The 14,357-nt window shown below is 65.1% G+C and carries 10 protein-coding genes; 3 read left to right on the plus strand and 7 right to left on the minus strand.

All coding sequences use genetic code 11. The features are described 5' to 3' along the window. Positions 1-61: 61 nt before the first annotated feature. From xylB to xylF, 5 genes are all read right to left on the minus strand, one after another. The gene (gene xylB, locus C5F53_RS15300; protein WP_105262235.1) at positions 62-1,510 is read right to left on the minus strand and encodes a xylulokinase; all 1,449 of its coding nucleotides are present in this window, start codon (positions 1,508-1,510) and stop codon (positions 62-64) included. A gap of 5 nt (positions 1,511-1,515) precedes the next feature. Next, positions 1,516-2,691 carry an ROK family transcriptional regulator gene (locus C5F53_RS15305; protein ID WP_105262236.1) on the minus strand — a complete coding sequence of 392 codons (1,176 nt, stop codon included), beginning with the start codon at positions 2,689-2,691 and terminating at the stop codon, positions 1,516-1,518. A gap of 18 nt (positions 2,692-2,709) precedes the next feature. After that, positions 2,710-3,489, minus strand: coding sequence for an ATP-binding cassette domain-containing protein (locus tag C5F53_RS15310; RefSeq protein ID WP_105262237.1), 780 nt, complete (start codon positions 3,487-3,489; stop codon positions 2,710-2,712). Beyond that, positions 3,486-4,622, minus strand: coding sequence for a sugar ABC transporter permease (locus tag C5F53_RS15315; protein ID WP_105262286.1), 1,137 nt, complete (start codon positions 4,620-4,622; stop codon positions 3,486-3,488). The genes C5F53_RS15310 and C5F53_RS15315 overlap by 4 nt, the downstream gene beginning before the upstream one ends. 247 nt (positions 4,623-4,869) lie before the next feature. Further along, positions 4,870-5,889, minus strand: a complete 1,020-nt coding sequence (gene xylF, locus C5F53_RS15320) for a D-xylose ABC transporter substrate-binding protein (protein WP_105262287.1) — start codon at positions 5,887-5,889, stop codon at positions 4,870-4,872. Between the two features lie 221 nt (positions 5,890-6,110). Here xylF and C5F53_RS15325 point away from each other — a divergent pair, with 221 nt between their 5' ends. Continuing rightward, entirely contained in the window at positions 6,111-7,730 is a 1,620-nt protein-coding gene (locus C5F53_RS15325; protein ID WP_236635390.1) for a CRTAC1 family protein, read from the plus strand. Then, positions 7,727-9,079 carry a vanadium-dependent haloperoxidase gene (locus C5F53_RS15330; protein WP_105262238.1) on the plus strand — a complete coding sequence of 451 codons (1,353 nt, stop codon included), beginning with the start codon at positions 7,727-7,729 and terminating at the stop codon, positions 9,077-9,079. The genes C5F53_RS15325 and C5F53_RS15330 overlap by 4 nt, the downstream gene beginning before the upstream one ends. Before the next feature lie 21 nt (positions 9,080-9,100). On the opposite strand, the gene C5F53_RS15335 is transcribed toward C5F53_RS15330, so the two are convergent. Together C5F53_RS15335 and C5F53_RS15340 are read right to left on the minus strand one after the other, a co-directional pair. After that, complete coding sequence (locus C5F53_RS15335) at positions 9,101-9,739, minus strand: protocatechuate 3,4-dioxygenase (protein WP_105262239.1); 639 nt, start codon at positions 9,737-9,739, stop codon at positions 9,101-9,103. A gap of 135 nt (positions 9,740-9,874) precedes the next feature. Next, entirely contained in the window at positions 9,875-10,459 is a 585-nt protein-coding gene (locus C5F53_RS15340) for a hemerythrin domain-containing protein (RefSeq protein ID WP_105262240.1), read from the minus strand. Positions 10,460-10,614: 155 nt separating this feature from the next. On the opposite strand from C5F53_RS15340, the gene C5F53_RS15345 reads away from it, so the two are divergent. After that, the gene (locus tag C5F53_RS15345; RefSeq protein ID WP_105262241.1) at positions 10,615-14,346 is read left to right on the plus strand and encodes a DUF748 domain-containing protein; all 3,732 of its coding nucleotides are present in this window, start codon (positions 10,615-10,617) and stop codon (positions 14,344-14,346) included. Positions 14,347-14,357 lie beyond the last annotated feature (11 nt).

Genomic DNA, 14,357 nt, shown 5'->3' on the forward strand with positions numbered 1-14,357 from the left:
GTTGCTTAGTTGTGTGGTCGAATTAAATAAGGGGTTCAATGCCCCGAAGGGCGTGCGTATTTCAGGTGGGGCGGTACAGGCTGCGGAACTGCGCATAGCGCGCCGCCAGCAGGTCTTGTTCGGCGGCATTGGGGCGGTAGCTGGCTTCCACCTCGGGGCTCAGGCACACGTTGGCTTGCGTGGCACCGGTGGCCAGCCAGCCCAGGCGCGCAGCACCCAGGGCGCCACCCACGGCAGAGCTGCCATGCGTCACCACTTCGGCATCCAGCGCGCTGGCCAGTTGCTGCGCCCAGAAGGCACTGCGTGCACCACCGCCCACCAGGGACAGGCGTGTTACGCGGCTGCCAGCGGCGTTGAGCGCGGCCAGGCCATCTTTCAGGCCAAAGGTCACGCCTTCGATCACCGCGTAGCCCAGGCGGGCGGCATCGGTGTCAAAGCTCAGTTGGTGAAAGCTGCCGCGCACATTGGCGTCGTTGTGCGGGGTGCGCTCACCGCCCAGGTAGGGCAAGAACAAGGGCGATGTGGCGCGGTCGGCCAGCGACAGGTCTGCTGCCTTGCCCGCCACCACACCGGCGTTGGGCGCGCCCAGCAGGTCGGTCACCCATTGCAGGCTGCTGGCGGCAGACAGCATCACGCTCATCTGGTGCCAGCGGCCCGGCACGGCGTGGCAAAACGCGTGCGTAGCACTGGCGGCATTGGGCTGGTAGCTAGGGGTGACAACAAACAACACGCCGCTGGTACCCAGCGACAAGAAGCCCTGGCCTGCGTCCACCGCGCCCATGCCCACGGCGCTGGCCGCGTTGTCACCGGCGCCACCGGCCACCACGATGCCCTTGGGCAGGCCCAGGGCCTGGGCCACATCGGCTTTCAAATAACCGCCGGGCGCGCTGCCTTCCACCAGGCGCGGCATGTGCGCCTGCGTCAGGCCGGTCAGCGCGAGCAGGGCGTCCGACCAGGCGCGTTGTTGCACATCCAGCCACAGCGTGCCGCTGGCGTCGGACATATCACTCACGTATTCGCCGGTCAGCTTCAGGCGCACATAGTCCTTGGGCAGCAGCACCTTGGCCACTTGTTTGAAGATGGCGGGCTCGTGTTTGGCCACCCAGCGCAGCTTGGGCGCGGTAAAGCCGGGCATGGCCAGGCTGCCGGCCAGATCGGTCAGGCTCGGCAGCTCGGCCATCATCTCGGTGCACTCCAAGGCGCAGCGGGTGTCGTTCCACAAAATGGCGGGGCGCAGCACCTGGTCTTGCGCGTCCAGCAGCACGGCACCGTGCATCTGGCCCGACAAGCCAATGGCCTGCACGGCTGCAAATTCTTGCGGGTGCGCGGCGCGCAGTTGCGCCAGGGCCGACTGCGTGGCGGCCCACCAGTCGTGCGGGTTTTGTTCGCTGTGGCCAGGGTGCGGGCGCTGCACGGTGAGTGCGGTGCCGGCCGAGCCGAGCACGCGGTGGTCGGGGGCCAAAAGCAGCACCTTTACTTCGGAGGTACCAATGTCAATGCCAATAAACATGTGTCTTATGCGGTGATGGTGGAGGAGGAAGAAATCTCTGCGGCATCCGCAGGGCGGGTCGCCGCAACAGGGGTTTTGGCATGCATGGGGCGCAGGTCGTGGTGCAGCACCAGGGCTGCGGCGCCTACGGCAGAGGCCAGCAGTCCGTAGCGGGCGGCACGCACCGTGGGGGCGGTCATGCCGGCGCTGGCGGCGTAGCTTTGCAGCGTGGCCTGCGCCACCTGCACGATGGCGGGGTAGCGGTCGCACGAGGGGCCGCCCACCACCAGCATGCTGGGGTTGAAGGTGGTCCACAGGTTTTGCAGCACCACACCCAGGTAGTGGCCGCCCTGTGCCGGGTCGGGTAGTTTGGCCAGGGTGCGGGCGCCAAAAAAGGTTTCGGCACAGCCCTTGCGGCCGCACGAGCACAGCGGCCCGTCGATCTGCAAAATGCTGTGGCCAATTTCACCGGCCATGCCCTGCATGCCGGTAAACAGGCGGTCGTTGAGCACAATGCCCGCGCCCACACCGGCGCCGCAGGTCACAAAGATCAGCGAGTCTTTGGCATCGCCCTCGGAGAATTCGTATTCGCTCAGGGCAGCGGTGTCGGCTTCGTTTTGTACATGCACCGCCACCGGGGGCACACCGGCTTGGGCCAGCGCGTGGGTAATCAGGGGCACAAAGTCCACATTGCGCCAGCCCAGGTTGGGCGCAAAACGCAGCATGCCGGTGGCTTCGTCAAAGGCACCGGGCAGGCCCACGCCCACGCCCGCCAGCTGCACACTGCGCTGCACCAGCTGCGCATGGGTGCGCGCCACCAAGCGGGCCGTCTGGCGGCACACCTCGTCGGGTTGGGTGCCCATCAGGGGTTCTTCCAGCGCGCACAACACTTGGCCGGTGAGTGACACACCCACCACGCGCAGCGCCTCCACCGCCACTTCCACACCAATCATGCCGCGGCTGCGGCTGTCGATCTGCAGGGGTGTGGACGGGCGGCCCAGGCCCTGGGCTGCGGTCACATCGGTCTCGGTGAGCCAACCTTCGTCAATCAGCTCGCGCACCAGCAGGCTCACGGTGGACTTGGTCAGTCCACTCTCCTGGGCCAGTTGGGCGCGGGACAGCCCGCTTTGGCTGCGCAGCAGCCGCAGCAGCACGCTGCGGTTGATGCGTTTGACTAATTGTTGGTCGCCGGTCGTTTTCATGGGGGGGAGGGGCCGCACTCACAGGCTGTGGGTTTGCGGTTTTCCTTCAGGTTGTTTGCCTGCGATGATCATGCCAAGAACTTCGTCCTCGGTGACATCGCTTGTGCGGTATGCACCCACCAATTTTCCATTTTTCATGACCGCCAGCCGGTCGCTGAGGCCAAACACGTCCGGCATGTCGTGCGTGATCAGGAAAATCCCCACGCCTTCCGCCTTGAGCTGCTTCACCAGGTTGCCCACCATCGCGGTTTCCTCAGGGCCCAGAGCGGCCGTGGGCTCGTCCATGATGAGGATCTTGGCGTTGAAGTAAATGGCGCGTGAAATCGCCACCACCTGGCGCTGCCCGCCCGAAAGGCGGCGCACCGGCGTGCGCACGTTTTTAAAGTTTTTGTTTAGGCGGTGGAACACCTTGCGGGCGTCCGCGTCCATGCGGTGGTCGTCCAGCGTGTTCCAGCGGGTCAGCAGTTCGCGGCCCAAAAACAGGTTGGCCACCGCGTCCAGGTTGTCGGCCAGGGCCAGCGTTTGGTAGATGGATTCGATGCCACAGCGCTGCGCGTCCACGGGGGTGCGGATGTTGGCCTTCTCGCCGTTGATTAGCACCTCGCCACTGTCGATGGGGTAGGCCCCGGCCAGCATTTTCATGAGTGTGGACTTGCCCGCCCCGTTGTGGCCCAGCAGGGCCACCACTTCGCCGGGGTAGAGCGTGAGGCTCACGTCGTCCACCGCGTGCACGCCGCCAAAGGACTTGCCGATGTTGCGCATTTCCACCAGCGCCTGCTTTGTATTGCCTGCGCTCATACGGTGTCTCCTGTCACACGGCGGTAAACCACATCAAACACCACCGCAGCAATCAGCACCTGGCCAATGATCACGTAGCGCACCCCAATCGACACATCGAGCAGCAACATGCCGCTGTCAATGCTTTGCATGATCAGTGCGCCCAGCACCGACCCCAGAATCGACCCACTGCCACCGGCCAGTGCGGTGCCACCAATCACGGCGGCCGCAATCACATACAGCTCCATGCTGCTACCCAGCGAATTGGTGCCGGCGTTCAGGCGGGCAATGGACACCATGGCGGCGATGGTGATGAGCACGCCCATCAGCGCAAACAGCATGAGGGTGACCTTGCGCACCGGAATACCCACCAGTGCGGCCGCCTCGGGGTTGCCACCCATGGCAAACACGTAGCGGCCAAAACGGGTGCGGTGCACGATGAAGGACAGCACCAGGGCCACGGCGGCCCAGATCAGCACCGGAATCGGGATGCCCTGCGGGGCGTCCTTGTTCATGATCTGGTAGTTGTTCATGGCCGTCACAAAGGCCAGCACGATGGCTACCGGCACCAGCACGATGGCGGCGTCCAGCCACAGCGGGTTGTTGGGCACGTCATACGAGGCCTTGGCGCGGCGCTTGGCCCACATCTGGGCCACCAGGGCCAGCACAATCAAACCGGCCAGCACCCAGCTGGCGGTGACGCCAATGGCACCGTCAAAACCACCGCCCAAGCGCTGGAAGAACTGGTCGTTGACGGGTTGGGTCTTGCCGTCGGCCACCAAAAAGGCAGCACCGCGGAAAGACATCAGGCCACCCAGGGTCACGACGAAGGAGGGCACACCCAGCATGGCGGTCAGCGCGCCCTGGTACAGCGACACGGCAATGGCCACGGCCAGGCCAGCCAACGAGGCCTCGACCCAGTGCCAACCGGCGGTGTACATCAGGGTGGCAATCAGCACGCCCACAAAACCCATGACCGAGCCCACGGACAGGTCGATATGGCGCGCCACGATGACCAGCACCACCACGGTGGCGACCACGCCGACCACGGCCGTTTGCTGGGCAATGTTGTACAAATTCTCGGGGGACAAAAACAGCCCGCCGGACAGGATGTTGAACACGATGGCAATGGCTGCCAGCACCGCGCCCATCATCACCAGGCGCCAGTCGATGGCGGCCTGCTTCAGGGAATTCAAAACGGGATTCACATGCGTTCTCCGCAAGACATAAAAAAACCGCGGGCTGATGCCAGCCCGCGGTTGGAGGGCTTTTCAGTTCTCTAACGTGCCGTAGTCGGCGCGATGGGTATCCACTCAGGGCACCCGTGGAACTGGCTTTGCCAGGCCGCTGGGTGCGCCCCCCTTGAGGGGGGCGCTGCGCAGCGGCTCAGGGGGTGCTTACTTATTTGCAAGCGGCTGGGCCTTTGGCAGCGTCCACACCTTTGCAAAGGTCGGCCTTCTTGATCCAGCCAGCCTTAACTACCAAGTCCAGGTTCTTGGCGGTCACGGGCACAGGCTTCAAGAATTGGGCTTGCAGGGACACTTTCTTCTCGCCACCGTTCCAGGTTTGGGCAGCAGCCACTTTTTGGCCCTTGGCCAGCACTACGGCTGCAGCAGCAGCGTCACGGCCCAGGTCGCGGGCGTCTTTCCATACCGACACGGTCTGGCTGCCCAGCGCCACGCGGTTCAGCGCAGCGTGGTCACCGTCTTGGCCGGAGACTGGAATGCCCTTGATGCCCTTGGCAGTCAACGCAGCGACCACACCACCGGCGGTACCGTCGTTGGAGGCGACCACGGCGTCAATCTTGCCGCCGGTCTTGGTGATGATTTGTTCCATGTTCTTCTGGGCGACTTCGGGCTTCCAGCCGTCGGTGTATTCCTCGCCCACGATCTTGATGTCGCCTTTTTTCACCGCAGCGTCAATGATCTCTTGCTGGCCACCGCGCAGGAAGTTGGCGTTGGGGTCGGTAGGCGAGCCCTTGATCATCACGTAGTTGCCCTTGGGCTTGGCTTCCAGAATGGCGCGGGCCTGCATGCGGCCCACTTCCACGTTGTCGAAGGTGATGTAGAACACGCCGGGCGCTTCGATCAGGCGGTCATAGGCCACCACGGGGATCTTTTGCTGGTTGGCCTTGTTCACGGCGGGCAGGATGGCGTCTTTGTCCATGGCCAGAATGATCAGGGCCTTTGCGCCCTTGGAGATCAGGCTGTCGATGTCGGCGAGTTGTTTCTCGGGGGAGCCACCAGCGTCAGCGCTGATGTAGCTGGCGCCGTCTTTGGCCAGTTGGGCTTTGATGGCGGCTTCGTCGGTCTTCCAGCGTTCTTCCTGGAAGTTGGACCAGCTCACGCCCACGACTTGGGCAAACGCGCCAGCGGCAGCCAGGCTCAGGGCCAGGGCGGTCAGTGTTGTCTTCAGTTTCATCAATGTCTCCGGTGATTTGGCCTGTGTCAGGCCTATGGTTTTGGAAGGACTCTTCAGAGCCATCGTGCTGCCGTAAATGCAACACGGTGCATTTAGTAAGGACGACAAACTAATTGTTCGGTACTTCGATCTCGGCGCGAATAGGGATAAACCCGACATAGTTTAATCATCGAACTTAATAAGATCGCCGGGTTCTTTCATTTTTCACAAAGGATTGCCACGTGCACCCTCTGGATTGGATTTCCCGGCCCGCGGTGCGCGGTGCCATGGTGGGGCTGTGCCTGGCCCCATGGGCCTGGGCAGCCGATGCGCCGGCCTCGGCTACCCCTCGTTTTCTGGAAGAAACCGACATTGCCGGCCTGCAAAGCCGCTTTGAAGGCGAGGGCGAATACATGGTGGGCGGCGGCGTGGCCACCTTCGATTGCGATGCCGACGGCCTGCCCGAGGTGTACGTGACCGCGGGCGTGAACAAAGCCAAGTTCTACCGCAACCGCAGTACGCGTGGCGCCGCCTTGAAGCTGCAAGAAGAGCGCTCGGGCCTGGAGCTGACCAATGCCGTGGGCGCCTACCCGCTGGACATCGACGGGGACGGCCAGACCGACCTGGTGGTACTGCGTGTGGGCGAGGTGCAGGTGTTCAAAGGTGCGGGCCAGTGCAAGTTCGAGAAGGCCAACGACGCATGGACGATTCGCACCGGCAATGGCTGGCACACCGCCTTTGCGGCCACCTGGGAGAAGGGCCAAACCTGGCCTACGTTGGCCATTGGCACCTACACCGACCGCAGCAAGCCCGAGTTCCCCTGGGGCAGCTGCACGCCGGGCTTGCTGCTGCGCCCCAAGGAGGGCGGCGGCTACCAAGCGGCCACGCCGCTGGCGCCGGGCCACTGCGCCTTGTCCATGTTGTTTTCAGACTGGAACCGCTCGGGCACGGCCGCGCTGCGGGTGAGTAATGACCGCGAGTATTACAAGGGAGGTGAAGAACAGCTGTGGCAGCTGCCTGCCGGTGCGCCGCCTGCGCTGTACACCGCGGCCCAGGGCTGGAAGCCGCTGCAGATCTGGGGCATGGGCATTGCCAGCCATGACCTCAATGGCGACGGTTACCCCGAGGTGTTTTTGACCAGCATGTCCGACAACAAGCTGCAGACGCTGGAAGCCGGTGCCGCCCAGCCGCGTTTCACCGACATCGCCTTCAAACGCGGTGTGACGGCGCACCGGCCCTATGTGGGCGGCGATGTGCACCCCAGCACCGCCTGGCACGCCCAGTTTGCCGATATGAACAACGACGGCCTGGCCGACCTGTTTGTGGTCAAGGGCAATGTGTCCACCATGCCCGACTTTGCGACCCTGGACCCCAACAACCTGCTGCTGCAAAAAGCCGATGGCAACTTTGTGGAAGCGGGCAGCCAGGCCGGTCTGGCCAGCTTCAAGCGTGGGCGCGGTGGTTTGGTGGTGGACCTGAATGGCGACGGCCTGCTGGACGTGCTGGTGGTGAACCGCTGGGACAAGGCCCAGCTGTGGCGGCAGACCACGGCGGCGCCTGCGGGCCATTGGCTGCAGCTGCGTTTGCAGCAGCCCGCAGGCAACCGTGATGCCGTGGGTGCCTGGGTGGAAGTGAGGCTGGGAGAGGGCGATACCGCCCGCGTGATCCGTCAGGAGCTCACGGTAGGCGGTGGCCACGCCAGCGGCCACCTGGGCTGGATGCACTTTGGCTTGGGCAGTGCGACCACCACGCAACTGCGTGTCCAGTGGCCGCATGGCGGCTGGAGCGACTGGATGCCCGCCAAGGCGGACGCCTTCTACACCCTCAGCCCCCAAGGCCTTGTGAACTGGAAAGCCCCATGAAATTTCGATTGTTTTCCCTGTGCCTGGCTGCGGCCTGCGCCTGGACCAGCGCGCCCGCACCCGCCCAACCAGCGGCGCCTGCCGCCCGCCCGGCCAGCGCTTTCAGTGCCGGTGTGGCCAACGAATGGTTCAGCCTGGCCTTGTTGCTCACGCAGCAGACGCCGGGTTTCAGCCCGCCGGTGGCCTCACGCGCCTTTGCGTACCTGGGGCTCACGCTGTATGAGTCGGTGGTGCCCGGCATGCCGCAGCACCAGAGCCTGGCGGGCCAGCTCAACGAGCTGCAATCCTTGCCCTGGGCCCAGCCCGACGAGGTGCTGCACTGGCCCACGGTGGCCAATGCCTCCATGGCCACCATGACACGCATGATGTTCCCCACCGCCAGTGCCGAGAACAAGGCCCGCATCGACCTGCTGGAGCGCAGTCTGCCGCTCAAGTACAGCCAGGACTTTGACCCCAACACGGTCACGCCCGAGATCACCAACCGCTCGGAGACCTTTGGCAAGCTCATGGCCATGGCCCTCATGACCTGGGCCCGCACCGACGGTGGCCACGAGGCCTGGGGCCCACTGCGCCGCAGCCAGCAAAACTACGTGCCGCCCAGTGGTGAGGGCCAGTGGGTCGCCACGCCGCCTGCTTTCGCCCCAACGCTGCTGCCGCGCTGGGGCGACGTGCGCCCCTTTGTGCTCAAGACCAGCAGCACCTGCGCAGCGCCATTGCCGCCACCGTATTCCGAGAGCCCCGGCTCTGCCTTCTACAAAGAGGCCAACGAGGTCTACCAGGTGAGCAACAAGGCCACCCAAGAGCAGCGCCAGGTATCGCTGTACTGGGCGGATGACCCACTCAAAACCCCCACACCCGCGGGCCACTGGGTGTTTATTGCCAACGACCTGCTCAAACTGCAAAAAGCCGACCTGGCCCAGGCTGCCCAAACCATGGTGCGCCTGAACATGGCCATGGCCGACGCCTTTATTGCAGGCTGGAAAACAAAATATACGGTGAACCTGTTGCGCCCGGTTACCTATGTGCAACTGGTCATCGACAGCAACTGGGTGCCCACGCTGATGCACACGCCACCGTTCCCGGAGTACCCCTCGGGCCACTCGGTGCAGTCCAGCGCGGCGGCCGGGGTGCTGGAGCAGGTGTTTGGCGCCAACAAACCCTTCACCGACAACACCCACAACGACCGCGGCTGGGGCCCGCGTACCTTTGCCAGCTTCAAGGTGGCGGCGGATGAGGCAGCAATCTCGCGCATGTACGCGGGCATCCATTTCCGCAGTGGCATTGAGGGTGGCAAGGTGCAGGGGCGCTGTGTGGCCCAGCAGGTGCTGGCGCTCAAGCTCGCGCGTTGAGGCTGACGCAGAGCCTGCTAGCTAGGCCTGCACCACGATGGGGAATTCGGCGCGCATACCGTTGGCGGAGGGGGTAAATGCACGGGTCAGGGCGGCCCGCTCCTGCGCGTCGAGGCCACGCCACAGGGAGTCGCGGTCGTTGCCCGGATCACCTGCCACATAGAGTTGCGTTGTCAGCAGTTCCTTGCGGTCGAGCCTGACTTTCACATGGATGTGGGGCGTGCGCCCGGTGTAGGGCGCTGGCTTCATGGTGCGAAAGCGATAGCGACCGTCTTTGCCGACCGCCACCTTGCCGAAGCCCTGAAAGTTGGGGTCGGCTTTGCCACCGTCACGGGGGTGGTGGTAGTTGCCCTCGTGGTCACACTGCCAGATTTCAACCACCGCACCAGACACCGGCATACCTTTCGTATCCGTCACCACCCCCTCTACCCAGGCGACTTGCCCTTTTTTGTAGACCGCGCTGCCGTTGCGTAGCAGATCAAAGTCGTTGTCGCTGGGCAGGGCGATGGGGTAGTAAGGCCCCTCGGTCTGGCTGGGCGTGGGCCGCAGGGCCGTTTGCGCCCGTGCGGGGCTGAACCAGGCGGGCGTGCCCGTGATGGCCAGGATGCCTGTACCGTGGGCCAGCAAGGTACGGCGGGATGGCGAGTTTGGGTATTGCATGGTGGAGTCCTGACAAATGAGCGACTCGCCCCTTGCGGGGGAGTCAGACTGCCGGTGTCGGAATACCCAGGAACTGGAAAGTTCCACGCTTTGTCACATCCGGGGCCATTGCGTCAGGGCATTGCAGCGCGGGGCTCAGCCCTCGCCCACACCAATGGGCGCGGGCGCCCGCATCACGATGCGGGTGAACAGGCGGTCAAAAGCCGGGTCGCGTGGGTGCTGGCCAGTGAGCGGGTCACAGTTGTGGGCAAAGGCGGCGTCCAGCTCGGCCCAGTCGGCCTCGCTGAGCACGGCTTGGGCCACGGGCAGGATGGCGGTTTCTTCCAGCTTCATGTGAGCCAGGTAGGCCACCACGTAGCGGCGCACCGCGGTGTCAAACGCCGCGTGGCGGCTTTCCCCCAACAGCTCCCAGGCCAGCAGCAGGTGTTGCAACTCGCGCACGGCGGCTTCGCTGTGGGCGTGGTCTTTTTCCAGTTGGGTGACGGCTTCCATGGTTTGTGGTGCCAGACGCACCACACGCGGAAACAGCAGGTCCGACTCTTTGGGGTGGTGCAGGCGCTCGGGGAACTCATCGATGTAGAAGAGCATGGCGCGTAGCACGTCAAAAAACCGCTCGGGCTCGTCGCCATGGCCCCGGTCCAGCATCAGCAGCAGCGACTGCAGCATGGCGGCCAGGGCGGCGTGTTCGTCTTTGATGGTTTGCAGGCTGCTACGGGGCATGGCGTGTCTCCGGTGATTTTTGCGAGAGCTTCCCACGCACACTCGCGCTGGAGCTTGATGCAGGTCAACGGCTGTGCAGGGGTCAAGTGGCGCCGTTACCATCACTGGTGTGCGCCGCCCGGCGCGGTACTGATGCTTTTACTTCCAGACCTGCCATGACCCCACTGCCTCCCCGAATCCTGCCTTGGTTGCGCCGCCTGGCCTATGCGCTGGGGGCACTGGTACTGCTGTGGGGGCTGGCCTGGGCGCTGGTGCCGTCTATCGCCAAGAGCCAGGCGCAAACCCGGCTGTCGGCCCTGCTGGGCCGTGCGGTCACCATCGGTGCCATTGAATTTGCGCCCTGGTCGCTGGAGCTCACGGTGCGCGACCTGGCCGTGGCCAAGGCGGACGGCAGTGGCCCGCAGTTCAGCGTTGCCCGGGTGTACGTGGATGCCGAGCTGCAGTCGCTGCTGCGCCTGGCGCCCGTGGTGGACGCGGTCGCAGTGGATGCGCCCGTACTGCACCTCACCCATACAGGGAAGGGGCAGTACGACATCGACGACATCGTGCAGCGCCTGCAGGCACCGTCGGACGCGCCCACGGGTGATCCGCTGCGTTTTGCGGTCTACAACGTCACCCTCAGTGGCGGCAGTGTGGACTACACCGACCAGGCCTTGCAGGGCCCAGCGCGCCAGCACACACTGCGTGAGCTGCAGCTCACGGTGCCTTTTCTCAGCAACTTCGATTCCAAGCGTGATGTGCTGGTCGCGCCCCGGCTGGCCTTTGTGCTCAATGGCAGCGCGTTGGATACCGCGGCCCAAGGCACCCCGTTTGCCCAAACCCGCCAGGGTGAGGCGCAACTAAAAATCAGCCAATTCGACCTCAAGCCCTACCTGCCTTACCTGCCCGCAGGCCTGCCCGTGCAGCCGCAAAGCGCAGTGGTGGATGCCGAACTCAAGATTGGTTTTGTGCAGCAGCCGCAAACGGCGGTCACGCTCACCGGCGTGGTGACGGTGAGCCAACTGGCCGTGGCCGATGCAGCGGGCGCGCCCTTGCTGTCGGTGGACACGGTGCGCGCCGAGCTGGCCGATGTGCGTCCGCTGGAGCAGCAGGTAAAGCTGGGCACTGTGGACATCACCAACCCGCGCCTGCAGGTGCTGCGCGCGCGCAATGGGCGCCTGAACCTGGAGCTGGGTGGCGCTGGCGCCGCCAAGAGTGCTCCTAAAACAGGAGCTGCTCGCGCAGATAGTACGGGGTCTGCAGGCCAAAATGGCACTAAAACACCGGCTGTGGCCAAGCCCTGGGCCTTGGCTTTGGAGCGCCTGGCGCTGCATGGTGGCCGGGTGGACTGGCAGGACCAGCAGACCCCGGCCAAGCTGGCGCTGACCGAGCTGGCGCTCACCGCACAGGGCCTGCACTGGCCCATGGACCACGCTGTGCGCGCTGAACTGAGTGGCACCCTGCCTGCCGGCAAGACCAGCGCCCGCCTGACACTCCAGGCCGAAGGCACCGATCAGCAAGGCAGCGCCCAGGCCACCGTTAACGGCCTACCGCTGGCCCTGGCCGAACCCTACCTGGCTGCGTGGCTGGAGCCCACCGTACGTGGCCTGCTGGAGGCCGAACTGGGCGCCCAGTGGACCGGCGACAAGCTGCAGGCCACGGTGAAAAAACTCGCGGTGCGCGACGCCGGACTGGTGGCCAGCAAGGCCATGCTGGCAAACGCTGCCACGGGCAATACGCGCAGCAACGACGGCCCCAGCTCGCAGGACCTGCCCAAGTTCAAGCTGCTCGAAGTGAGTGATGCCCAGGTGGACCTGGCGGCCCGCAGTGCCCGCGTGGGCAAGCTGCTGCTGGCCGGGGCCAGCAGTGGTGTGCGCCGGGAGGCCGATGGGACATGGATGTTTACGCGCTGGCTCAAGCCCGCGGGTGATGCAGCGCCGGCCACGGTTGCCGCGCCAACTGCAGCTGCTTCTACGCCACCCGCCGCACCCTGGACCGTAGCGCTGGGTGAGCTGCAAGTGCAAGACGCCAGCGTGCAATTCACTGACCGCGTGAATGCCCGCCCGGTGCGACTGGAAGTTTCCGCCCTGAACCTGCAGGCCAAGGGCGCCGCGCTGGATGGCAAGAAGCCCGTGCCCGTGACGCTGAGCGCCCGCGTGAAATCCGGCCAGGCCGAGGCCGGCAGCCTGCGTTACCAGGGCACAGTGGCCTGGGACCCGGTGGTGGTACAAGGCGCGGTGGAGCTGCTGGAACTGCCGGTGCATGCACTCGCACCCTATGTGGCCAGCCAGGTGAACCTGGATGTGCTGCGGGCCGATGCCAGCTTCAAGGGCCAGCTGCGCTTTGCCAGCACGGCCAGGGGGCCAGAGGTTGCGCTTAAAGGCGATGCGCAGCTGGAAGACTTCCGCGCCAACACCGTGCAGGGTGCGGGCGGCAGTTTTGCGGAAGAACTGCTGAGCTGGAAGTCGCTCAATGTGCCCGGCATTGACCTGGCCATGGTGCCCGGTGCCGCCACCCGCGTGAGCGCGCGCGAGGCGGCCTTGTCCGACTTTTATGCCCGCCTCATCGTCAACCCCAATGGCCGCCTGAACCTGCAGGACCTGAGCAAAACCCCGGCCCAGGCCGAGGCGGCCGCCAGTGCGCCAGCCGGTGCGGCGGCATCGGCTCCGGCACCTGCCACATCGGCGGCCGCCGGCGCAGCGCCCGAGCCCATCATCACCATGGGGCCCATCAGCCTGGTCAACGGCCGGGTGCTGTTTTCCGACCGCTTCATCCAGCCCAACTACACCGCCAACCTGAGCGACCTGACGGGCAAGCTCAGCCAGTTCTCCAGCCAGCCCGCCAATGGCGTGGTGCAGCTGGCCGACCTGGAGCTGCGTGGCCGGGCAGAAGGCACGGCCTCGCTGGACATCACCGGCAAACTCAACCCGCTGGCCAAACCCTTGGCGCTGGACATTGCGGGCAAGGTGCGCGACCTGGAGCTGTCGCCGCTGTCGCCCTATGCGGTGAAGTACGCGGGTTATGGCATCGAGCGCGGCAAACTCAGCCTGGATGTGCGCTACACCGTGCAGCCCGATGGCCAGCTCACCGCCACCAACAAGCTGGTGCTGAACCAGCTGACGTTTGGCGACAAGGTGGACGGTGCGCCCAACAGCCTGCCCGTCAAGCTGGCGGTGGCCCTGCTGGCCGACCGCAATGGTGTGATTGACCTGGACCTGCCGATCAGCGGCTCGCTCAACGACCCACAGTTCCGTATTGGCCCGGTGATCTGGAAAGTGATTACCAACCTGGTGGCCAAGGCCATCACGGCACCGTTCAGTTTGTTGGCCAACGCCTTTGGCGGCGGTGGCAGTGCCGAGCTCAGCACCGTGGCCTTTGCGCCCGGCAGTGGGGTGCTGACGGACCCCGCCAAGGCTGGTTTGGACAAGGTGGCCAAGGCCCTGGTCGACCGCCCCGGCCTGCGCCTGACCGTGCAAGGCACGGCCAACGTGGAGGCCGAGCGTGAGGCCATCAAGCGCGAACGCCTCAAGGGCCTGCTGCTGGCCGAAAAGCGCCGCCGTACCACTGCCGAGGGGAAGGATGCGGCTGCGGTCAACAGCTACAGCGCCGAGGAAATGCCGGTGCTGCTGCGTGCGGTCTACCGCCGTGCCGACATCACCAAGCCACGCAACCTGGTGGGCCTGACCAAGGACATTGAGGTGCCGGACATGGAGGCTTTATTGCTGGCCAACATCACCGTCAACGACGAGGCCGCCCGCGAGCTGGCGCTGCAGCGTGGGGTGGTGGTTAAGGACTACCTGGCTGCGAAGCAGGTGAGCGCCGAGCGTCTGTTCCTGGGCGCGGTGAAAACCGGTGGCGCTGCGGCCGACGCCAAGCCGCAGGCCGAGCTCAACCTGGCCAGCCAGTAAAGGACAACGCG

The organism is Rhodoferax sp. TS-BS-61-7 (assembly GCF_002943465.1).
GTDB lineage: Bacteria > Pseudomonadota > Gammaproteobacteria > Burkholderiales > Burkholderiaceae_C > Allorhodoferax.

Coding starts and splice junctions, on each gene's coding strand:
- xylB (WP_105262235.1), bottom strand. CDS start 1,510: ATGTTTATTGGCATTGACATTGGTACCTCCGAAGTAAAGGTGCTGCTT.
- C5F53_RS15305 (WP_105262236.1), bottom strand. CDS start 2,691: ATGAAAACGACCGGCGACCAACAATTAGTCAAACGCATCAACCGCAGC.
- C5F53_RS15310 (WP_105262237.1), bottom strand. CDS start 3,489: ATGAGCGCAGGCAATACAAAGCAGGCGCTGGTGGAAATGCGCAACATC.
- C5F53_RS15315 (WP_105262286.1), bottom strand. CDS start 4,622: ATGATGGGCGCGGTGCTGGCAGCCATTGCCATCGTGTTCAACATCCTG.
- xylF (WP_105262287.1), bottom strand. CDS start 5,889: ATGAAACTGAAGACAACACTGACCGCCCTGGCCCTGAGCCTGGCTGCC.
- C5F53_RS15330 (WP_105262238.1), top strand. CDS start 7,727: ATGAAATTTCGATTGTTTTCCCTGTGCCTGGCTGCGGCCTGCGCCTGG.
- C5F53_RS15335 (WP_105262239.1), bottom strand. CDS start 9,739: ATGCAATACCCAAACTCGCCATCCCGCCGTACCTTGCTGGCCCACGGT.
- C5F53_RS15340 (WP_105262240.1), bottom strand. CDS start 10,459: ATGCCCCGTAGCAGCCTGCAAACCATCAAAGACGAACACGCCGCCCTG.
- C5F53_RS15345 (WP_105262241.1), top strand. CDS start 10,615: ATGACCCCACTGCCTCCCCGAATCCTGCCTTGGTTGCGCCGCCTGGCC.